We start from the raw sequence: 20,616 nt of genomic DNA, 5'->3' as shown, positions 1-20,616 counted from the left end.
TTCAGTTTCCCGCGGCGCGACAGATCGCACCGAACTCATCTGCATTCAGGGAAGCTCCACCAATGAGCCCCCCATCGATATCCGGCATGCCGAACAGTTCGACCGCATTGGCCGCCTTCACGCTGCCGCCGTATAGAAGCCGCACACCTTGCGCGACCTCAGAATTCTCTGCCGCCAACTGCGCGCGGATAGCTGCGTGCACATCCTGCGCCTGTTGCGGTGTAGCAGTCAGCCCGGTACCTATGGCCCAGACCGGCTCGTAAGCAATCACTGCCTTTGCAAACGCACCAACACCCAGCTCCTCAATGATGCTGCCCAGCTGACGCGAGACAACTTCAAGAGTTTTGCCTGATTCACGCTGCTCCAGGGTCTCCCCTATGCACAACACTGGAATCAAGCCACAAGCCTGTGCCGCTGCAAACTTGCGATTGAGTGTCCCATCACGCTCGCCCATCATCTGACGGCGCTCGGAGTGCCCGACGAGCACATAGGAACAACCCGCATCAACCAGCTGACTCGGTGAAATCTCACCGGTCAACGCACCTTGCATCGGTTCCACCGCAGAATTCTGCGCGCCGACCTGAATCGACTTGCCTTTCAAGCCATCAACCACTTGGTTGATATGCAAGCAAGGCGGAAAAACCGCGACATCAACACCGCTAGGCAAGGCCAAGTGACGAAGGCCATTGATCAGCTCAGCGACACTGGCGCGGGTACCGTGCATCTTCCAGTTACCAGCTACCATAGTGCGACGCATGCTGTACCTCGTCGGTCAAAGTGGGCGCAGATGTTACCCAACCCCATCATCACTGGCAAGCCGAATTCAGGCGCAAATTTCAGTTACCAGTTTTGCCAGGTCTTCGGCATGCCCGCGGACCTGTGCTTCGTCTTCGCCTTCGACCATGACGCGCACCAGAGGCTCTGTGCCGGACTTACGCAGCAATACCCGCCCACGCCCGGCCATTGCCAGAGTCACACGCTCGCAGGCGTCTTTGACAGCAGGGTGCTCAATTGGATTTTCGCCACCGGCGAAACGCACATTGAGCAACACCTGCGGGCACTTGCGCAGCGCCTGGCGAGCTTGAGCAAGACTCTCTTCGCGACGGCGCAAGGACAACAATACTTGCAACGCAGCAATAATGGCGTCGCCCGTGGTGGTGTGCTGGAAGCACACCACATGCCCGGAATTCTCACCACCGACCTGCCAGTTACGCTCCAGCAGCTCGGCGATGACATAGCGGTCACCGACATTGGCGCGAACGAAGGGAATCCCCAACTCAGCCAGAGCCAGCTCAAGCCCAAGATTACTCATCAGCGTACCGACGACACCACCTTGGAGCTTGTTACGCTCGTGCAAGTCGCGAGCGATGATGAACAACAGGTCATCGCCGTCCACCACAGTACCGGTGTGATCGACCATCAGCACACGGTCACCGTCGCCGTCAAACGCTATGCCCAGGTCGGCGTGCTCGGCCAAAACGGCCGCCTGCAGCTGCTCCATGTGGGTGGAGCCGCAGTTTTCGTTGATGTTCAAGCCATTCGGCTGCGCTGAAAGCACAGTTACAACCGCGCCCAACTCCTTGAACACACTCGGCGCAACCTTGTAGGTCGCACCATGGGCACAGTCGACGACAATTTTAAGCCCGGCGAAATTGGTGCTGGTCGGCACGCTGCTTTTGCAGAATTCGATATAGCGGCCGGACGCATCGTTGATACGCGAAACCTTACCCAACTTGCTGGACTCAACCACCGTCATCGGCGCATCCAGCAACTCTTCGATCATCAGCTCGATCTCGTCCGGCAGCTTGGTGCCCTGCCCCGAGAAAAACTTGATCCCATTGTCATCATGAGGGTTATGCGAGGCGCTGATCACGATACCGGCTTCAGCGTGAAAGGTACGCGTCAGGTAGGCGATTGCGGGCGTCGGCATAGGACCGAGCAGCATTACATCGGCACCCGCGGCGGACAAACCAGCTTCCAGCGCGGACTCAAACATGTACCCGGAAATACGGGTGTCCTTACCCACCAGGATGCGGCACGCCCCCATGCTGCGGAACGCCATGCCTGCTGCCCACCCCAGCTTGAGCATGAAATCAGGAGTGATCGGAAACTCGCCGACCCGACCACGGATACCGTCGGTGCCAAAGTATTTTTTAGTCATAAGTACTCCATCATTCTTATTCGGCGGATTCTACAGCGGCAATCATGCGAACCACATCCACGGTCTCGGCAACGTCATGCACGCGCAAGATGCGCGCCCCCTTGGTCACCGCAAGCGCCGCGAGCGCAAGCCCACCATATAACCGTTCGCCCACAGGACGATTCAAGGCCAGCCCTATCATGCTCTTGCGCGAAACACCGACCAACAGGGGCCGACCAAGGGCATGCAAGGACTCCATATGTTTAAACAGGCTTAAATTGTGTTGCAGGGTCTTGGCAAAACCAAACCCAGGATCAAGGATAATCCGCTCAGGGGTTATGCCCACCGCAGCACACTGAGCGATTCGCTCCGAGAGAAACCCACTCACCTCACCAACAAGATCGTCGTAGTGCGGGTTGTCCTGCATATTACCGGGCTCTCCCAGCATGTGCATCAGGCATACAGGCAACCCCGTGGCCGCTGCTGCATCCAGAGCGCCGTCGCGCTGAAGAGAGCGCACATCATTGATCAGGCCCGCACCGAGACGCGCTGTTTCGCGCATGACGGCTGGTGTCGACGTATCAACGGAGATAATGACATCCAACTCGCGGGCGATACGCTCGACTATCGGCGCCACGCGCTCCAACTCCTCCAAGGGAGAAACAACGCGCGCGCCAGGCCGAGTGGATTCGCCACCGACATCAATCAAGGTCGCACCGGCCAACACCATCGACTCGGCATGACGCAGCGCAGCATCCAGCTGACTGAAGCGGCCGCCATCAGAGAAGGAGTCAGGGGTTACGTTAAGAATGCCCATGACGTGCGTCCGGGCCAAATCAAGAACCCGGTTGCCGCAAGGCAACCGGGTGGAGGATAAAGCAGAAGTCATTTCAAACCTTAGAGCTCAGCCGCCGGGCCGCCGATCGGGGTTTCCGGGCGCTCGTTTTGAACGACAGGGGGAGTGCCCGAGGTTCCCGAACCACCTTCCCAATCGCGAGGTTCACGGGGCGCGCGCCCCGCCATGATGTCGTCGATCTGATCGGCATCAATCGTCTCGTACTTCATCAACGCGTCAGCCATGGCATCCAGCTTGTCGCGGTTGTCGGTCAGGATCTGCTTGGCCGTGCCGTAGCACTGATCAATGATGCTGCGCACTTCAGAATCGATCAGCTTGGCTGTCTCACCGGAGAAGCTGGCGCTTTGACCGCCGCCGCCACGACCCAGGAATACCTCACCTTCTTCCTCGGCATACATCAAAGGACCGAGCTTTTCAGACAAGCCCCACTTGGTCACCATGTTCCGTGCAATTTGACTGGCACGCATAATGTCGTTGGAAGCGCCCGTGGTGACACCGTCAAAGCCAAGCGTCATTTCTTCCGCGATCCGGCCGCCGTACAGCGAACAGATCTGGCTGATCAACGCACGCTTGGAGAGGCTGTAACGATCCTCCTCAGGCAGGAACATGGTGACACCCAAAGCACGACCACGAGGAATGATCGATACTTTGTAGACCGGGTCATGCTCAGGCACAACGCGACCCACAATGGCGTGGCCGGCTTCGTGATAAGCGGTGTTCTGCTTCTCTTTCTCGGACATGACCATGGATTTGCGCTCGGCGCCCATCATGATCTTATCTTTCGCCAACTCGAACTCTTTCATCTCAACAATGCGCTTGCCGGTACGGGCAGCGAACAACGAAGCCTCGTTCACCAGGTTGGCCAGGTCAGCACCAGAGAAGCCTGGAGTACCACGGGCAATCACGGCCGGAGCCACGTCATCACCCATTGGCACTTTGCGCATGTGCACTTTCAGAATCTGTTCGCGACCACGAATGTCCGGCAAGCCCACCACCACCTGACGGTCGAAACGGCCTGGACGCAGCAATGCTGGGTCGAGCACATCCGGGCGGTTGGTTGCGGCAATGACGATGATGCCGTCATTCATTTCGAAGCCGTCCATCTCAACCAACAGCTGGTTAAGAGTCTGCTCACGCTCGTCATGACCGCCGCCCATCCCGGCACCACGATGGCGACCAACGGCGTCGATTTCGTCGATGAAGATGATGCATGGCGCATGCTTCTTGGCCTGCTCAAACATGTCGCGAACACGGCTGGCACCGACGCCGACGAACATTTCGACGAAGTCAGAACCTGAAATGGTGAAGAAAGGCACCTTGGCTTCGCCGGCAATCGCCTTGGCGAGCAAGGTTTTACCGGTACCCGGAGGACCGACCATCAGCACGCCGCGAGGAATGCGACCGCCCAGACGCTGGAACTTGCCCGGGTCACGCAGGAATTCAACCAGCTCGCCGACTTCTTCTTTGGCTTCGTCACAACCGGCAACGTCAGCCAACGTGGTTTTGACCTGATCTTCGGAGAGCAGGCGTGCCTTGCTCTTGCCGAAGCTCATCGGCCCACCCTTACCTCCCGCGCCGCCTTGCATCTGGCGCATGAAGAACATGAACACAGCGATGATCACCAGAATCGGGAAGCTCGCCACCAAAAGCTGAGTCCAGATGCTCTGCTGCTCAGGCTGCTTGCCTTCAACGACTACATGGTTATCCACCAGGTCGCCGATCAGGCCGTTGTCCTGGATCGCCGGACGAATGGTCTTGAAGCTATCGCCATCGTTGCGTTTGCCGGTGATCACGTAGCCATCAACCGCTACGCGCTCGACCTTGCCATCCTTAACTTGCTGGATGAAGTCGGAATAGTTGAGGGTCTGCGGCTCGTTAGGGCTGGAGAAGTTGTTCATCACCGTCACCAGGACAGCCGCGATGATCAACCACAGGATCAGATTCTTTGCCATATCGTTCAATTAACTACCCTCTGAAGCAAGCTCCGCTACTGGCGCGCGCTTCGCATGATATTCACCGGCCTAACTTACTACATTACCTACAACTCTGGCAGGCGCCGTCTGTAACCCTTTGTGAAACTTTGACTACACAATATTCGTAAAGCTTCGTGACGAAAGCGATATAAAAAAACCTATCGCCCTCCTCCAATTCCTTAAAAACGCTCTTCGCTCGCAGCGCCTTCAACACCGCGAAAGCCGCGGCACAGCAGATATTGCTCGCGAGACCTGTCTCGCGAAGAGTCAGGTTTGCGCGTCTGTACCTTGTCGAACAACTTGCGAATGTTCTTGTGGTACTCGTCGAAACCCTCGCCCTGGAAGACTTTCACCAGGAAATCACCACCAGGACGCAAAACCCGACCCGCCAAATCCAGTGCCAGCTCACACAGGAACATGGCTCGCGGCATATCAACGGCCGGTAATCCACTCATATTGGGGGCCATGTCGGAAATCACAAGGTCTACCTGCGAATTTCCCACGGCCTCAAGGATCTCTGCGAGTACGCTGTCCTGAGTGAAGTCGCCGTGAACAAAGGTCACATCCGGAATGCTGTCCATTTCCAGAATGTCAGAAGCAATCAAACGACCCTGCCCACCAATCAGACGACTGGTCACCTGAGACCAACCACCCGGGGCGGCGCCCAGATCGATAACGCTCATGCCGGGGCGGATCAATTTGTCCTTGTCCTGGATCTCCAGCAACTTGTAACTGGCCCGGGAACGGTAGCCGTCCTTTTGCGCCTTTTTGACGTAAGGGTCGTTGAAATGTTCTTGTAGCCACTTAAGGCTGGTTTTGGAACGGGCCACGGGCCACCTCGAAAAATAAAACGGGTCGTGATTAACTGGGCGGTCCCGGACTCGCTCGGGTAAACTGGCCGCCGCTTTTTACAAGATCAGACGCAGGGGTCAGATTATGCCGCTCACTCAAGAGCAGAAGAAACAGTACAAATCCATTGGCCACCATCTGAAACCAGTTCTGATTGTGGCAGACAACGGTTTGACTGAAGGTGTGTTAGCCGAATTCGAACGCGCACTGAACGATCATGAACTGATCAAGATCAAGGTCAACATCCTCGACCGCGAAGCGCGCCTGGCTGCCATTGCAGAATTGTGCAAGGTTGGCAAAGCGGACCTGGTTCAGGTCATCGGCAAGATGGCGCTGCTGTATCGCAAGAACTTCAGCGTCAACAAGCAGCTGTCGAACGTACACCGCTTCAAATAACAGCTTTCAAATGACAACAAGGGTCACGGGCGTGCTTCGCGCGCCCTGCCACTCCATCCCGGCGCCGGCTGTATCACCAGCACCAGGCCGGAGAACCCTAGCACAAGATAGCTGAATAGCTGCCAGCGCAACGCTTCCGGCAGCCAGACATGCACGACGCAAAACATTGCGCACGCATACAGCGCCATCAACAGCAGTTGGCCGCGAATATCCCGCCACAAACTCCCCAAGCCTTCAGCCTTGATCAGCACCAGCACCTGGAGCGTCACGCACGCCGCCGCAAAACCCACCAGCAACGCACTGAGTAATCCGTCGATCTCATCGATCAGCAGCGGCGCCAAGCCAATCAGGCCCAACGCCGGCAACACACCAATGTGCAACAGCCACAGGCCGCCGACCCAAAGCATCTGGGAGAGCTGCCAAAGCATGGCGCCCGCACGAAGCGGGCGCCGCCTTTCAGATGTGACGAACTTCAACAATCTCGTACTCGGTCACGCCACCAGGCGTTTTAACAACCACCACATCACCCTCTTCCTTGGCAATCAAGGCGCGGGCAAGTGGCGAACCGACGGAGATTTTGCCGAGTTTAAAGTCAGCTTCATCTTCACCCACAATGTGGTAGACCACGCTTTCGTCGGTTTCAACGTTGGCGATTTCCACGGTGGTGCCGAAAATCACCTTGCCGGTCTTCGGAATGGTCGTCACGTCGATAACCACCGAATTCTGCAGGCGACCTTCGATATCACGGATACGCGCCTCGACCATACCCTGCTGCTCGCGGGCAGCATGGTACTCAGCGTTTTCCTTCAGGTCACCCAGTTCGCGGGCCGTGCCGATGTCCTGGCTCAGCTTTGGGCGGACGACCTTGGTCAGGTGGGCGTGCTCCTCTTCCAGGGCCTTGAAGCCCTGGACGGTCATTGGGTATTTGGTCATGCCTTCAATCCTGCGTGTAGATCCTGCAAGCGACGCACGGTCTTTTCCGGACCGAACTTGAGCGCTTCGCAGATGGCTTCGCCAGCAGCAATGGTCGTGGTGCAGTAAATCTTGTGCTGCAAGGCGTTACGACGAATGGAGTAAGAATCCGCGATCGACTGGCGACCTTCGGTGGTGTTGATGATCAGCGTGACTTCGTCATTCTTGATCATGTCGACCACATGCGGACGGCCTTCCGTCACCTTGTTCACGCGACGCACTTTCAGGCCGGCAGCTTCGATCAGCTTGGCGGTCCCGGCAGTGGCCACGACTTCGAAGCCCAAGTTGATCAGATCACGGGCCACACCTGCAACCAGCGGCTTGTCATCGTCGCGCACGCTGATGAACGCAGTACCGCCGGTCGGCAACACTTCGCTGGCGCCCATTTGGGCCTTGGCGAAGGCTTCACCGAAGGTATCACCCACGCCCATCACTTCACCGGTGGACTTCATCTCTGGGCCCAGGATCGGGTCCACGCCAGGGAATTTGGCGAATGGGAACACCGCCTCTTTCACGCTGTAGAAGTTCGGAATGATTTCCTTGGTGAAGCCGATTTCCTTCAAGGTCTTACCGGCCATCACGCGCGCAGCGATCATGGCCAGGGACACACCGATGCACTTGGAAACAAATGGCACGGTACGCGAAGCACGCGGGTTGACTTCGATGACGTAGATGTCTTCGCCTTGCAGCGCCAACTGAACGTTCATCAGGCCGACCACACCCAGTTCCAGGGCCATTTTCTTGACCTGTTCGCGCATCTCGTCCTGGATGTGCGCCGGCAGCGAGTACGGCGGCAGCGAGCATGCGGAGTCACCAGAGTGAACGCCCGCTTGTTCGATGTGCTGCATGATCGCGCCGATCACCACATCAGTACCGTCACAGACTGCATCCACGTCCATCTCGATGGCGCAGTTGAGGAAGTGATCGAGCAGCACAGGGCTGTCGTTGGACACTTTCACCGCATCACGCAGGTAGCGCTTGAGCTCTTCTTCTTCGTAGACGATTTCCATCGCACGACCACCCAATACGTAGGACGGACGCACCACCAACGGATAACCAATCTTGCTGGCTGCACGGATGGCTTCGTCTTCGCTGCGCACAGTGGCGTTTGGCGGCTGACGCAGGTTCAGGCGCTCAACCATTTGCTGGAAGCGCTCACGGTCTTCGGCACGGTCGATGGCATCGGGGCTGGTGCCGATGATTGGCACGCCGGCCGCTTCCAGTGCGCGAGCGAGTTTCAGCGGGGTTTGGCCGCCGTACTGCACGATCACGCCTTTTGGCTTCTCGACGCGGCAGATCTCGAGCACGTCTTCCAGTGTCACCGGCTCGAAGTACAGACGGTCGGAAGTGTCGTAATCGGTAGAAACGGTTTCCGGGTTGCAGTTGACCATGATGGTCTCGTACCCGTCTTCGCGCAGGGCGAGGGCGGCATGTACGCAGCAGTAGTCGAACTCGATGCCCTGGCCGATACGGTTTGGACCGCCACCCAGGATAATGATCTTGTCACGGCCCGACGGCGCGGCTTCGCACTCTTCCTCGTAAGTGGAGTACAGGTATGCGGTGTCGGTGGCGAACTCAGCGGCGCAGGTGTCAACGCGCTTGTAGACCGGGAAGATCTCCAGCTTGTGGCGATGGGTCCGCAGGTTCTTCTCGGTCACACCCAGCAGCTTGGCCAGACGCTGGTCGGAGAACCCTTTGCGCTTGAGGCGGAACATCAGGTCGCGGTCGATAGAAGACAGACCGAGGGTCTTGACCTTCTCTTCTTCCTTGATCAGATCTTCGATCTGTACCAGGAACCACGGGTCGATCATGTTCATGCCGAAGATTTGTTCGACGGTCATACCGGCGCGGAAAGCATCGGCCACATACCAGATGCGCTCGGCGCCCGGCACGGTCAGTTCGCGCTTGAGCACGCTCATGCTTTCCGGGTTGCTCAGGTCGAGCTTCTCGTCCAGGCCGCACACACCCACTTCCAGACCGCGAAGGGCTTTCTGCAGGGATTCCTGGAAGGTACGGCCGATGGCCATGACTTCACCCACAGATTTCATCTGGGTGGTCAGACGCGCGTCAGCCTTGGCGAATTTCTCGAAGGCAAACCGTGGCAGCTTGGTCACGACGTAGTCGATAGACGGCTCGAAGGACGCTGGCGTAGCGCCGCCAGTGATTTCGTTCTGCAACTCGTCCAGGGTGTAACCGATCGCCAGCTTGGCTGCGATACGCGCAATCGGGAAGCCGGTAGCTTTCGAGGCCAGCGCCGAGGAGCGCGATACACGCGGGTTCATTTCGATCACGACCATACGGCCTGTGTCCGGGCAGATGCCGAACTGAACGTTGGAACCGCCGGTTTCAACGCCGATCTCACGCAGTACCGCCAGCGAGGCGTTACGCATGATCTGGTATTCCTTGTCCGTCAGGGTCTGTGCCGGAGCAACGGTGATCGAGTCACCGGTGTGCACGCCCATCGGGTCAAAGTTTTCGATCGAGCAAACGATGATGCAGTTGTCCTTCTTATCGCGGACAACCTCCATTTCATACTCTTTCCAGCCGATCAGGGATTCGTCGATCAGCAGCTCTTTGGTCGGAGACAAGTCCAGGCCACGGGCGCAGATTTCTTCGAACTCTTCACGGTTGTAAGCAATACCGCCACCAGTACCGCCCATGGTGAAGGACGGACGGATGATGCACGGGAAGCCCAGCTTCTCGAGCACAGTATTGGCTTCTTCCATGGTGTGGGCGATGCCCGAGCGCGGGCAGTCAAGGCCGATGGATTTCATGGCCTTGTCGAAACGCGAACGGTCTTCAGCCTTGTCGATGGTATCGGCGTTGGCGCCGATCATCTCTACGCCGAACTTTTCCAGGACACCTTCGCGCTCCAGGTCCAAGGCGCAGTTCAGTGCAGTCTGGCCGCCCATGGTTGGCAACAGTGCGTCCGGGCGCTCTTTCTCGATGATCTTGGCAACGGTCTGCCACTTGATCGGCTCGATGTAGGTGGCGTCGGCCATGTCCGGGTCGGTCATGATGGTTGCCGGGTTGGAGTTCACCAGGATGACGCGGTAGCCCTCCTCACGCAGGGCTTTACAGGCCTGGGCGCCGGAGTAGTCGAATTCGCAGGCCTGGCCGATCACGATCGGGCCAGCGCCGAGAATCAGGATGCTTTTTATGTCTGTACGTTTTGGCATGGGTTTGTCACTCAAATCCGCAGGTCAGTCGGCAAGCCGTCTTGAACAATCTTTGATGAGCCTGCGGGGGCCACCGGGGTCCGGGGCCGCCCGCAAGCTGCTCAGTCAGCGTCGCTTGGCCATCTCATTGATGAAACGGTCGAACAGCGGCGCTACGTCGTTCGGGCCCGGGCTGGCTTCAGGGTGGCCCTGGAAGCTGAACGCGCTCTTGTCGGTGCGCTCGATGCCCTGCAGGGAACCGTCGAACAACGACTTGTGGATTGCGCGGACGTTAGCCGGCAAGGTCGCTTCATCCACCGCGAAACCGTGGTTCTGGCTGGTGATCATCACCACACCCGTGTCCAGGTCCTGTACCGGGTGGTTGGCACCGTGGTGGCCGTGACCCATTTTCAGGGTCTTGGCGCCGGAGGCCAGGGCCAGCAGTTGGTGACCCAGGCAGATACCGAATACCGGAATCTCGGTCTCCAGTACTTCCTTGATCGCCTGGATGGCGTAATCGCATGGCTCAGGGTCACCCGGGCCGTTGGACAGGAACACACCGTCCGGCTGCAGGGCGAGCACGTCGCTGGCAGGCGTCTGCGCCGGCACCACGGTCACGCGGCAACCGCGCTCGACCAGCATGCGCAGAATGTTGTATTTGACGCCGTAGTCGTAGGCCACCACGTGGTATGGCAGCTCGGAGGCTTCGATTGTCGCGTGGCTGTCGGTCTTCAAGTCCCAGACGGTGGAGCGCCACTCGTACTTCTCTTTGACGCTGACAACTTTCGCCAGGTCCATGCCTTTCAGGCCAGGGAAGCCCTGTGCTGCGGCAATCGCCGCCGCTTCGGAAATAGTGTCACCGACCATGATGCAGCCGTTCTGCGAGCCTTTTTCACGCAGGATGCGTGTCAGGCGGCGCGTATCGATACCCGCAATCGCTACAACGTTGTTGGCTTTCAGGTAATCGGACAGCGACATCGTGTTACGCCAGTTGCTCGCAACCAGTGGCAGGTCACGAATCACCAGACCCGCCGACCAGACACGATCAGACTCGACGTCTTCCGGAGTAGTACCGGTATTGCCGATGTGCGGATAGGTCAGGGTAACGATCTGTTGGGCGTAGGAAGGATCGGTAAGGATTTCCTGATAGCCGGTCATGGCAGTGTTAAACACTACCTCACCAACGGTTTGACCGTCGGCTCCAATGGCTTCGCCGCGAAAAATGCTGCCATCAGCAAGGGCGAGTATGGCTGGCTTAGTCAAGAAGACCTCCCGTAAATAAAGCCTGAAAGGGCGATCGCAGGTGTAAAAAAGCGGAGTGACGTATGGACACGTCACTCCGCTTATTCACTGAATTATTCTGCGCGCTTTTAGTGAACACACTAAAGCTGTAGCTTACAGAAAAAGGCTTTTTGGGTCCACCGCTAATGAGCCTTAAAGGCAGGGGAATGCGACAGGACGTCGCCTAGCGGTTAAAAAAGGGGCCAAAGCATAAGCTTGAGCCCCCGTTTTAGCGACTGATCAGTGCAGATCCAGCACGTCGCGCATGTCATACAGGCCAGGCTCGCGACCTTCCAGCCAGAGCGCAGCGCGCACCGCACCCTTGGCGAAGGTCATGCGACTGGAGGCCTTGTGAGTGATCTCCAGGCGCTCGCCTTCGGTCGCGAACAGCACGGTGTGATCACCCACCACATCACCACCGCGAACGGTCGCAAAACCGATAGTGTCACGCGCACGCGCACCGGTATGACCTTCACGCCCGTAAACGGCCACTTTCGACAGGTCACGCCCCAGCGCATCGGCAATCGCCTCGCCCATGCGCAGCGCAGTGCCCGACGGAGCATCAATTTTATGGCGATGGTGGGTCTCGATGATTTCGATATCCGCCTCATCGCCCAGCACCCGCGCTGCCAGATCCAGCAACTTCAGCGACAGGTTCACACCCACACTGAAGTTGGCAGCGAAGACAACCGGAATATCCTTGCCCGCCTCCACCAGCAACTGCTTCTGCTCTGCACTCAAGCCCGTGGTACCGATCACCATGGCCTTGCCTGCCTTGCGGCAGAACGCCAGGTTTTTCAGCATCACCTCCGGCAGGGTGAAATCGATCAGCACGTCAAACTCATCAGCCACCTGCTCCAGGTTGCCCGACAACGAAACGCCGATACGCCCCAGCGAAGCCAACTCACCAGCATCCGCACCAATCAGCGTGCTGCCAGGACGAACAATTGCCGCCGTCAGCCCGGAAGCCGGGGAGCGCTGCTGCACGGCCTCGACCAAGGTTTTGCCCATGCGCCCTGCAGCGCCCATCACGGCTATACGTCGCATACTTATTCCTTACAGATCGCCGAAGAAGCGCTTAACACCGTCGAAGAAACCCGCGGTTTTCGGCGAGTGGGAGTCATCACCTTCCATCGAACTGCGGAATTCTTCGAGCAATTCACGCTGACGGCGGTTCAGGTTGACAGGTGTTTCCACCGCCACGCGACACATCAGGTCGCCAGCACCGCCACCGCGCACCGGCGCAACGCCTTTGCCACGAATGCGGAATTGCTTGCCGGTCTGCGTACCTTCCGGAATCTTGAGCTTGACCCGACCATCCAGCGTCGGAATTTCCAGCTCGCCGCCCAGGGCCGCATCCACAAAGCTGATCGGCACTTCACAGAACAGGTGTTTGCCGTCGCGCTGGAAGATCGAGTGCTCGCGCACATTGATCACCACATACAGGTCACCCGTTGGGCCGCCCTGCGTGCCCGCCTCGCCTTCGCCCGACAGGCGAATGCGATCACCGGTATCGACGCCTGCCGGCACTTTCACCGAAAGGGTCTTGTACTCTTCGACGCGACCTTCGCCGTGGCAGGAGTCGCACGGATCGGAAATGATCTTGCCCTGGCCATGGCAACGCGGGCAGGTCTGTTGCACCGAGAAAAAGCCCTGCTGCATGCGGACCTGACCGATACCACCACAGGTCGGGCACGTAATGGGCGAGGAGCCCTTCTTGGCACCCGAGCCGTCGCACGGCTTGCAGTTGACCAGCGTCGGCACGCGGATATTGACACTGGTGCCGCGCACGGCTTCTTCCAGGTTCAGCTCCAGGGTGTAGCGCAAGTCGCTGCCACGCTGGGCACCGCCACGCTGGCCGCCACGGCCACCGCCAAAGAAGTCGCTGAATACGTCGCCGAAAATGTCGGAGAAGTTTTGACCACCAAAACCGGCACCGCCGCCCCCCATGCTCGGGTCAACGCCAGCATGACCATACTGGTCGTAGGCCGCACGCTTGTTGGGATCACTCAGGCACTCGTAGGCCTCGTTGGCCTCTTTGAACAGATCTTCGGATTCTTTGCTATCCGGATTACGGTCCGGGTGGTGCTTCATCGCCAGGCGACGGTAGGCCTTCTTCAGGTCCGCCTCGCTGGAGCCGCGCTCCACACCCAATACTTCGTAATAGTCACGCTTTGCCATAAGTCTTTGCACTCTTAAGGACGTTCAGCCAGACCCTCCTGAGCCTTGCCAAACTCGTTGAGCCCCAATACAGGCCCGGACCCAACTCACGTCAATTCAACGATCCTGGTCATTACTACTTTTTAGCCAGGGACCCGGCCAAAAATGCGGTATTTACTGCTCGGAAAGCAGGAGCATTCCCGATCACACCGCCAACACCCGAACGCTGTCGCATGTTGTAAAAATTCGCATACCCCAGACACGCCAACGCGGGAGCAAGCTCCCGCGCGGCGACATCCTACCAGTCACCGCTGGATAGCGGTCAACCGGGCGACCAACTTACTTCTGGTCTTTGACTTCTTCGAACTCGGCATCGACAACGTCGTCGTGCTTGGCTTCAGGCTCTGCGTGTTGTGCAGCGCCGTCAGCAGGCTGACCTTGTTCGGCGTACATTTTCTGAGCAACCGGCGCGGAGACTTTCGACAGCTCCTCAACCTTGGCGTCGATAGCAGCCTTGTCGTCGCCTTTGATAGCGGCTTCCAGGGCAACTACAGCCGCTTCGATCGCGGTTTTCTCTTCAGCGGTCACTTTATCGCCCGCTTCGGAAATCATTTTGCGCGTCGAGTGAACCAGAGCATCACCCTGGTTACGGGCGCCGGCCAGCTCAGTGAACTTGGCATCCGCATCAGCGTTGGCTTCAGCATCACGAATCATCTGTTGAATTTCTTCATCAGACAGACCGGAGTTGGCCTTGATGGTGATCTTCTGCTCTTTGCCGGTCGCCTTGTCTTTCGCGCCGACGTGCAGAATACCGTTGGCGTCGATGTCGAAGGTCACTTCGATTTGTGGCACGCCACGTGGTGCTGGTGGAATCTCGGCCAGGTCGAACTTGCCCAAAGACTTGTTCTGGGCCGCTTGCTTACGCTCACCTTGCAGCACGTGAATGGTCACAGCGCCCTGGTTGTCGTCGGCAGTCGAGAACACTTGCGATTTCTTGGTAGGAATCGTGGTGTTTTTCTCGATCAGCGCAGTCATCACGCCACCCATGGTTTCGATACCCAGGGTCAGCGGGCTGACGTCCAGCAGCAGCACGTCTTTCACGTCGCCGGCCAAAACCGCGCCCTGGATGGCAGCACCCATGGCAACCGCTTCGTCCGGGTTCACGTCTTTACGTGCTTCTTTGCCGAAGAACTCGGTGACCAGCTTCTGAACCAGTGGCATACGGGTCTGACCGCCCACCAGGATCACGTCGTTGATCGAGCCAACGTCGATACCGGAGTCTTTCAGCGCGATGCGGCAAGGTTCGATGGTGCGCTGAACCAGGTCTTCAACCAGCGCTTCCAGCTTGGAACGCGAGATTTTCACGTTCAAGTGCTTAGGACCGGTGGCATCTGCAGTGATGTACGGCAGGTTCACGTCGGTCGACTGAGCGGAAGACAGCTCGATCTTGGCTTTCTCAGCGGCTTCTTTCAGGCGTTGCATGGCCAGCGGATCACCTTTGAGGTTCATGCCGCTTTCTTTCTTGAATTCGTCCACGAGGTAGTCGATCAGACGAATGTCAAAGTCTTCACCGCCGAGGAAGGTGTCACCGTTGGTGGCCAACACTTCGAACTGGTGCTCACCGTCAACTTCAGCGATCTCGATCACGGAAACGTCGAAAGTACCGCCACCCAGGTCATAAACGATCACGGTGTGGTCGCCCTTGGCCTTGTCCATGCCGTAAGCCAGAGCGGCTGCGGTAGGTTCGTTGATGATGCGTTTTACGTCCAGACCCGCGATGCGGCCGGCGTCTTTGGTCGCCTGGCGCTGGCTGTCGTTGAAGTAGGCCGGAACGGTGATGACCGCTTCAGTGACGGTTTCACCGAGGTAGTCTTCGGCAGTCTTCTTCATCTTTTTCAAGATTTCAGCCGAGATTTGCGGCGGCGACATTTTCTGGCCGTTTACTTCAACCCAGGCGTCACCGTTGTCGGCCTTGGCGATTTTGTAAGGGACCATTTTGATGTCTTTCTGTACGACTTCTTCGTCGAACTTACGGCCGATCAAACGCTTTACCGCGTACAGCGTGTTGTGCGGGTTGGTGACCGCCTGACGCTTGGCCGACTGACCGACGAGGATTTCACCGTCGTTGGCGTAAGCAATGATCGACGGCGTGGTACGCGCGCCTTCGGCGTTTTCGATAACTTTAGCAACGCCGTTTTCCAGCACGGAGACGCAGGAGTTGGTGGTCCCCAGGTCGATACCGATAATTTTGCCCATGATTAACTCTCCCGAAACTTTAATTTGGTTGCCGCAGCAGTGGTGGCTAACTGCGGTAGCACTTAAACGCTTGACTTATAGATGGGGCCGTTACGGCTGATTTCAAGCCTGCTCATCAATAGAAGGTGCAACAGGTGCAGGAGCCTTGCTCACAACAACCATTGCCGGGCGCAACAAGCGACCGTTGAGCTGGTAACCCTTCTGGAACACTTTCAACACGCTGTTCGGCTCCAGGTCATGGCTTTCCTGCATGGCCATGGCTTGATGGTGCTCAGCGTTGAACGGCTCGCCGCCTTGTGGATCGATCGCTTCCAACTGATAACGCTTCAGGGTGTCCTGGAACATTTTCAGGGTCAGTTCGATCCCTTCGCGCATCGGGCGGATGTTTTCGTCATCCGGGTTGGACAACTCAAGGCCACGCTCCAGGCTGTCGATGATCGGCAGCAGGTCGTTGGCGAATTTTTCCAACGCGAATTTATGAGCCTTTTCTACATCCTGCTCTGCACGGCGGCGGACGTTCTGCAGATCGGCGGCAACACGCAAAGACTGATCCTGCGCAGCAGCCAACTGCTCTTCGAGCACTTGCACACGAGTCGCCAGTTCATCACCGGCAGCCGAATTGGCGTCTGGAGTTTGCGTATCCTGCGTCTGTTCGTCAGCCATAGATTTCTCCTTTCAAAATCATGCGCGAACTCAACTCGCGCTTCTGTTCCGGTATATGGGGCCACAATTTCCAGGTTCAAGGGCGCAGGCGTTACCAAAAGTCTTTCCGGTGACGTGGATCAATTCCTCATTGCTCATTCCCCTTTGCGCTAAATAAAACCGCAGTTCAAGCAAATCGAGCTAAGCGCCAGGATTGTCAGGCCCAAACAAAACACTGTATAAATAACCAGACCTAAAGCCTGGGAGCGGCCATCATGCTCGTGCACCTGTCCGTACATAACTACGCCATTGTTGAACACCTGGATCTCGAACTGGATCGCGGAATGAGCGTAATCACAGGCGAAACCGGCGCCGGCAAGTCGATCATGCTCGACGCCCTGGGCTTGACCCTCGGCGACCGCGCCGACAGCGGCGTCGTGCGCCCCGGTGCAGACAAGGCCGACATCCTCGCCACCTTCGACCTGGCAGACATCCCCGAAGCCGAAACCTGGCTGGCCGAACGCGACCTTAATAATGAAGGCCCGTGCATCCTGCGCCGGGTCATTACGGCGGAAGGGCGTTCGCGCGGCTATATCAACGGCACGCCCTGCCCCCTCGGTGACCTGAAAGCGCTCGGCGAATTGCTGATCGATATTCACAGCCAGCATGAGCACCAATCCCTGCTCAAAACCGACACTCACCGCCGCTTGCTCGACGAATACGCTGGCGCCACCGACCTTGCCCGCCAGGTCCAACTGGCCGCCCAACGCTGGCGGCAGACGCGCCAGGAACTGGAGCGCCTTTCCAACTCCGGCGATGAGCAACGCGCACGCCATCAATTGCTCAGCTACCAGCTTGAAGAGCTTGAAAGCCTTGGCCTGGGTGAAACCGAACTGGAACAGTTGGAGCAGGAACACAAAAACCTCACCAACGCCGAAACGCTGCTGGGCATTTGCCGCCAGGTGGTGGAGCAATGCAGCGAGAGTGATTCAGGCAATGTCCTTAATGCCCTGACGGCCAGCCTTAACCGACTGTCCAGCGTGAACAGCGGTTCCGGCTCGCTGAGCGAAGCGACAACCCTGCTGACCAGTGCGCAAATCCAGGTAGAAGAAGCCGTTGGCGAGTTGAACCGCTTCCTGGATCACTTCGATGCCGACCCGGCGCGCCTGCAGGAAATTGAAGAGCGCCTGGATACTATTTATACACTGGCGCGCAAACACAGAATCCAGCCCACCGAAGTGGCGACGATGCAGCAGAAGTTGCTGGATGAAATCGAAACCCTGAATGCCAATGACGAATCCATTGAGCGGCTCGGCGAAGAACTCGCTTCTTTTGCTCGTCACTATCAAGAGAAGGCTCGCGAGTTGAGTGATCTGCGCCATCAGGCCGCCACGGGCCTGGCCGGTGCCGTGGAGCAGGAGATTCAGCGGTTGGGCATGCCAGGTGGGCGCTTTACCATCGAGTTGCGCACCAACGCCAGCAATGAGCTACAACCCCACGGGCTTGAGCAGGTGGAGCTGCTGGTCAGCGCCAACCCCGGCCAACCACTCAAGGCCTTGGCCAAAGTGGCTTCCGGCGGCGAGCTGTCGCGGATCAGCCTGGCAATCCAGGTCATTACCGCGCAGACCTCGCGGGTGCCGACACTGGTATTTGACGAAGTGGACGTGGGGATTGGCGGACCGACCGCCGAAATCGTTGGGCAGTTGTTGCGCCGCCTTGGGGATAGAGGCCAGGTACTGACGGTGACTCACTTGCCGCAAGTGGCCGCCCAAGGGCATCAGCACTTGTTTGTGCACAAGGTACGCGGGAGCGATGCAACGCACACCGCCGTGTCGAAACTGAACAAGTCGGAACGCGTGGAAGAAGTGGCACGAATGCTTGGGGGTATCGACCTGACCAAAGAGTCCCTGGCCCACGCGAAGAAAATGGTCGTGGCTGCCAAGGCTTAAGCGGGCATTTTCCTCTCTATAGAAAGCACGAAGGCGACCCAAGGGTCGCCTTCCATCGTTTCGCAGAGCGCATCTGCGGCGATTTTTACTTTTTCTTACGGATGTACAGCACCAGGTTGTGATCCACCAAATCGAATCCATGCTGCTCAGCAATTTGGTGCTGGAGCTTCTCGATTTCCGGACTGGTGAACTCGATAACCTCATTGGTATCCAGATCAACCATGTGGTCGTGATGACCACCGTCAGCCAATTCGAACACTGCATGACCGCCGTCGAAATTATGACGAACCACCAGCCCTGCGGCTTCAAACTGGGTCAGCACACGGTAAACCGTGGCCAGGCCAACGTCCTCGTTAGACTCCATCAGCGCCTTGTAAACGTCCTCGGCACTCATGTGGCGCTGCTCAGCAGAATCGAGCATCTGTAGAATCTTGACTCGTGGCAGAGTCACTTTAAGACCGGCTTTGCGTAGTTCGCTATTTTCAACCATGGTTAGCTTTCTCGCGGATGCTGCTTCGCAGCTTCTCTTAATACGGGTATGATCGGCGTTTACGTTGTCCCAGCCAAGATAGTGGAAGTCGCCCACCGATGCAAAACACCAAGCTCTTGCTAACCAGTTTCACCTTTGTGGGACTGCTCGCACTCGCCGGTTGTTCATTCCCCGGGGTTTACAAAATCGACATCCAGCAGGGCAATGTCGTCACGCAGGACATGATAGACCAGTTACGCCCGGGAATGACCCGACGGCAAGTACGGTTTATAATGGGTAACCCTCTGCTGACCGACACTTTCCATGCCGATCGCTGGGATTATCTCTACAGCATCCAGCCGGGTGGCGGTGAACGCCAACAGGAGCGCGTCAGCGTCATTTTTAATGGCAATGACCAGCTTGTCAGCCTGTCTGGTGACTTCATGCCCGGCGTAAGCCGTGATGAAGCACTGCTCGGCAAGGACAACGGCACCAACGTGACCGCGCCTGCGCAGGAAGCCGAGAAGCCGAAATCCGAGGTACCGGCCAAGCCAGGCTCCTTGCTGGACAAGATCCAGAAAGACGTCGACGGCGTGCAAACTGTTCCCGTCCCGTCGCCACAGCCTCTGGACACCAGCCCGCAGTAATTTTGCGGTGCTCAGCAAAAAGCCCGGCATGCCGGGCTTTTTGTTGCCTGCCGATCAGCAGACCTATGAATCCTGCTTTCTGCTCATTGCCGCCTTGGCCGCGCGCAGCCTGCGCACTTCTTTGGGGTCAGCCAGCAAAGGCCGGTAAACCTCAATACGATCACCCGCCTGTACCGCGCGCACTTCAGGGTCCGCGATGACCTTGCCAAAAATCCCCAACGGGCACTCGGCGAGCGCCAACAGTGGAAATTGCGCAGCTATTCCAGATGCTTGAACTGCCGCCCTCAGGCTCGTGCCAGGCGGAACCGCCAACGCCAGCAACACTTGGCGATCCTCAGCGGCAAACACCACTTCAATCTCAACCATGCAGTTGCTTCGCTCGCTGGCAAAACGCATCAACCAGGGTATTGGCCGCCTGATTGAACAAAGGCCCCAGTGTCGCTCGCACGATCGGCCCCGCGTAATCAAAAGAAAGGTCCAGGCTGATTTTGCAGGCCTTATCTGTCAGCGCCTTGAACACCCAAACGCCATGCAACTGCGTAAATGGCCCTTCCTGCAGATTCATTTCAATGGACGCCCCCGGCACCAGCACATTTCGCGTAACAAAGTGCTGGCTCAATCCGCCCTTGGCCACTCCGACACGGGCAACCATGTGCTCATCGCTGCTCTCCAGCACCTCGGCCGCAGAACACCACGGCAGGAATTCCGGGTAACGCGCCACGTCGTTGACCAGGTCATAGAGCGCCTGCGCCGGGTAAGGCAGTAAGGCCGAACGTTGAATATGCGTCGTCATGTGAGCGTTACTTCCACTGCTTGAGGCAAACATCGCGAAAGAACAGCCCGATCCGCGAGAGAGAAAAAAACCAAA

Annotated in this window: 19 protein-coding genes; 3 read left to right on the top strand and 16 right to left on the bottom strand. The window is 57.8% G+C overall.

Annotated elements, in window-relative coordinates; translation table 11 throughout:
• Position 1: 1 nt before the first annotated feature.
• From tpiA to rlmE, 5 genes are all read right to left on the bottom strand, one after another.
• Positions 2-757 (bottom strand): triose-phosphate isomerase, encoded by a 756-nt coding sequence (gene tpiA / locus AB4P94_RS10810; RefSeq protein ID WP_003194193.1) that lies wholly within the window; start codon positions 755-757, stop codon positions 2-4.
• Positions 758-823: 66 nt separating this feature from the next.
• Positions 824-2,161: a phosphoglucosamine mutase gene (gene glmM / locus AB4P94_RS10805; protein WP_395610513.1), complete on the bottom strand. Its 1,338-nt coding sequence runs from the start codon at positions 2,159-2,161 to the stop codon at positions 824-826.
• Between the two features lie 16 nt (positions 2,162-2,177).
• A complete protein-coding gene (gene folP / locus AB4P94_RS10800; protein WP_395610512.1) occupies positions 2,178-3,029 on the bottom strand; it encodes a dihydropteroate synthase in 852 nt (283 codons plus the stop codon).
• Positions 3,030-3,037: 8 nt separating this feature from the next.
• A complete protein-coding gene (gene ftsH, locus AB4P94_RS10795; protein ID WP_395610511.1) occupies positions 3,038-4,948 on the bottom strand; it encodes an ATP-dependent zinc metalloprotease FtsH in 1,911 nt (636 codons plus the stop codon).
• Between the two features lie 200 nt (positions 4,949-5,148).
• On the bottom strand, positions 5,149-5,799 hold the full coding sequence (rlmE, locus tag AB4P94_RS10790) for a 23S rRNA (uridine(2552)-2'-O)-methyltransferase RlmE (RefSeq protein ID WP_003235041.1): 651 nt from the start codon (positions 5,797-5,799) through the stop codon (positions 5,149-5,151).
• Positions 5,800-5,905: 106 nt separating this feature from the next.
• On the opposite strand from rlmE, the gene AB4P94_RS10785 reads away from it, so the two are divergent.
• Positions 5,906-6,214 (top strand): YhbY family RNA-binding protein, encoded by a 309-nt coding sequence (locus AB4P94_RS10785; RefSeq protein ID WP_010206607.1) that lies wholly within the window; start codon positions 5,906-5,908, stop codon positions 6,212-6,214.
• Between the two features lie 23 nt (positions 6,215-6,237).
• Here AB4P94_RS10785 and AB4P94_RS10780 read toward each other — a convergent pair whose 3' ends face one another.
• The 8 genes from AB4P94_RS10780 to grpE all read right to left on the bottom strand — a co-directional run bounded on the left by AB4P94_RS10780 (position 6,238) and on the right by grpE (position 16,704).
• Entirely contained in the window at positions 6,238-6,642 is a 405-nt protein-coding gene (locus AB4P94_RS10780; RefSeq protein WP_395610510.1) for an MFS transporter, read from the bottom strand.
• Positions 6,643-6,670: 28 nt separating this feature from the next.
• Positions 6,671-7,147, bottom strand: coding sequence for a transcription elongation factor GreA (greA, locus tag AB4P94_RS10775; protein WP_395610509.1), 477 nt, complete (start codon positions 7,145-7,147; stop codon positions 6,671-6,673).
• Positions 7,144-10,365 (bottom strand): carbamoyl-phosphate synthase large subunit, encoded by a 3,222-nt coding sequence (gene carB, locus AB4P94_RS10770; protein ID WP_395610508.1) that lies wholly within the window; start codon positions 10,363-10,365, stop codon positions 7,144-7,146. Before carB ends, greA begins: the two co-directional genes overlap by 4 nt.
• 105 nt (positions 10,366-10,470) lie before the next feature.
• Entirely contained in the window at positions 10,471-11,607 is a 1,137-nt protein-coding gene (carA, locus tag AB4P94_RS10765; protein ID WP_395610507.1) for a glutamine-hydrolyzing carbamoyl-phosphate synthase small subunit, read from the bottom strand.
• Positions 11,608-11,865: 258 nt separating this feature from the next.
• Positions 11,866-12,672, bottom strand: a complete 807-nt coding sequence (dapB, locus tag AB4P94_RS10760) for a 4-hydroxy-tetrahydrodipicolinate reductase (protein WP_395610506.1) — start codon at positions 12,670-12,672, stop codon at positions 11,866-11,868.
• A gap of 9 nt (positions 12,673-12,681) precedes the next feature.
• Complete coding sequence (dnaJ, locus tag AB4P94_RS10755; protein WP_395610505.1) at positions 12,682-13,806, bottom strand: molecular chaperone DnaJ; 1,125 nt, start codon at positions 13,804-13,806, stop codon at positions 12,682-12,684.
• Positions 13,807-14,124: 318 nt separating this feature from the next.
• On the bottom strand, positions 14,125-16,041 hold the full coding sequence (gene dnaK, locus AB4P94_RS10750) for a molecular chaperone DnaK (RefSeq protein ID WP_395610504.1): 1,917 nt from the start codon (positions 16,039-16,041) through the stop codon (positions 14,125-14,127).
• A 102-nt stretch (positions 16,042-16,143) separates the two neighbouring features.
• Positions 16,144-16,704: a nucleotide exchange factor GrpE gene (gene grpE, locus AB4P94_RS10745; RefSeq protein ID WP_017139264.1), complete on the bottom strand. Its 561-nt coding sequence runs from the start codon at positions 16,702-16,704 to the stop codon at positions 16,144-16,146.
• Positions 16,705-16,958: 254 nt separating this feature from the next.
• Here grpE and recN point away from each other — a divergent pair, with 254 nt between their 5' ends.
• Complete coding sequence (recN, locus tag AB4P94_RS10740; RefSeq protein ID WP_395610503.1) at positions 16,959-18,632, top strand: DNA repair protein RecN; 1,674 nt, start codon at positions 16,959-16,961, stop codon at positions 18,630-18,632.
• An 85-nt stretch (positions 18,633-18,717) separates the two neighbouring features.
• Here the strand turns inward: recN and fur are convergent, their stop codons facing one another.
• Positions 18,718-19,122, bottom strand: coding sequence for a ferric iron uptake transcriptional regulator (gene fur, locus AB4P94_RS10735; protein WP_017139266.1), 405 nt, complete (start codon positions 19,120-19,122; stop codon positions 18,718-18,720).
• 98 nt (positions 19,123-19,220) lie between these two features.
• Between fur and AB4P94_RS10730 the strand changes: the two genes are divergently transcribed.
• Positions 19,221-19,748 carry an outer membrane protein assembly factor BamE gene (locus tag AB4P94_RS10730; protein WP_395610502.1) on the top strand — a complete coding sequence of 176 codons (528 nt, stop codon included), beginning with the start codon at positions 19,221-19,223 and terminating at the stop codon, positions 19,746-19,748.
• A 63-nt stretch (positions 19,749-19,811) separates the two neighbouring features.
• Here AB4P94_RS10730 and AB4P94_RS10725 read toward each other — a convergent pair whose 3' ends face one another.
• Both AB4P94_RS10725 and AB4P94_RS10720 read right to left on the bottom strand, forming a co-directional pair.
• Complete coding sequence (locus AB4P94_RS10725) at positions 19,812-20,114, bottom strand: RnfH family protein (protein ID WP_395610501.1); 303 nt, start codon at positions 20,112-20,114, stop codon at positions 19,812-19,814.
• Positions 20,107-20,541: a type II toxin-antitoxin system RatA family toxin gene (locus tag AB4P94_RS10720; RefSeq protein ID WP_395610500.1), complete on the bottom strand. Its 435-nt coding sequence runs from the start codon at positions 20,539-20,541 to the stop codon at positions 20,107-20,109. The genes AB4P94_RS10725 and AB4P94_RS10720 overlap by 8 nt, the downstream gene beginning before the upstream one ends.
• Positions 20,542-20,616: the final 75 nt, after the last annotated feature.

This window comes from Pseudomonas sp. B22129, assembly GCF_044218875.1.
In the GTDB taxonomy this organism is placed as follows: domain Bacteria; phylum Pseudomonadota; class Gammaproteobacteria; order Pseudomonadales; family Pseudomonadaceae; genus Aquipseudomonas.
The sequence above is the reverse complement of the archived record's forward strand: the minus strand, read 5'-3'. Positions and strand labels throughout refer to the sequence as shown.

What these genes read in the sequence shown, in the direction of transcription:
- tpiA (WP_003194193.1), bottom strand. Translation starts at nt 757, where the DNA reads ATGCGTCGCACTATGGTAGCTGGTAACTGGAAGATGCACGGTACCCGC.
- glmM (WP_395610513.1), bottom strand. Translation starts at nt 2,161, where the DNA reads ATGACTAAAAAATACTTTGGCACCGACGGTATCCGTGGTCGGGTCGGC.
- folP (WP_395610512.1), bottom strand. Translation starts at nt 3,029, where the DNA reads ATGACTTCTGCTTTATCCTCCACCCGGTTGCCTTGCGGCAACCGGGTT.
- ftsH (WP_395610511.1), bottom strand. Translation starts at nt 4,948, where the DNA reads ATGGCAAAGAATCTGATCCTGTGGTTGATCATCGCGGCTGTCCTGGTG.
- AB4P94_RS10785 (WP_010206607.1), top strand. Translation starts at nt 5,906, where the DNA reads ATGCCGCTCACTCAAGAGCAGAAGAAACAGTACAAATCCATTGGCCAC.
- AB4P94_RS10780 (WP_395610510.1), bottom strand. Translation starts at nt 6,642, where the DNA reads ATGCTTTGGCAGCTCTCCCAGATGCTTTGGGTCGGCGGCCTGTGGCTG.
- greA (WP_395610509.1), bottom strand. Translation starts at nt 7,147, where the DNA reads ATGACCAAATACCCAATGACCGTCCAGGGCTTCAAGGCCCTGGAAGAG.
- carB (WP_395610508.1), bottom strand. Translation starts at nt 10,365, where the DNA reads ATGCCAAAACGTACAGACATAAAAAGCATCCTGATTCTCGGCGCTGGC.
- dapB (WP_395610506.1), bottom strand. Translation starts at nt 12,672, where the DNA reads ATGCGACGTATAGCCGTGATGGGCGCTGCAGGGCGCATGGGCAAAACC.
- dnaJ (WP_395610505.1), bottom strand. Translation starts at nt 13,806, where the DNA reads ATGGCAAAGCGTGACTATTACGAAGTATTGGGTGTGGAGCGCGGCTCC.
- dnaK (WP_395610504.1), bottom strand. Translation starts at nt 16,041, where the DNA reads ATGGGCAAAATTATCGGTATCGACCTGGGGACCACCAACTCCTGCGTC.
- grpE (WP_017139264.1), bottom strand. Translation starts at nt 16,704, where the DNA reads ATGGCTGACGAACAGACGCAGGATACGCAAACTCCAGACGCCAATTCG.
- recN (WP_395610503.1), top strand. Translation starts at nt 16,959, where the DNA reads ATGCTCGTGCACCTGTCCGTACATAACTACGCCATTGTTGAACACCTG.
- fur (WP_017139266.1), bottom strand. Translation starts at nt 19,122, where the DNA reads ATGGTTGAAAATAGCGAACTACGCAAAGCCGGTCTTAAAGTGACTCTG.
- AB4P94_RS10730 (WP_395610502.1), top strand. Translation starts at nt 19,221, where the DNA reads ATGCAAAACACCAAGCTCTTGCTAACCAGTTTCACCTTTGTGGGACTG.
- AB4P94_RS10725 (WP_395610501.1), bottom strand. Translation starts at nt 20,114, where the DNA reads ATGGTTGAGATTGAAGTGGTGTTTGCCGCTGAGGATCGCCAAGTGTTG.
- AB4P94_RS10720 (WP_395610500.1), bottom strand. Translation starts at nt 20,541, where the DNA reads ATGACGACGCATATTCAACGTTCGGCCTTACTGCCTTACCCGGCGCAG.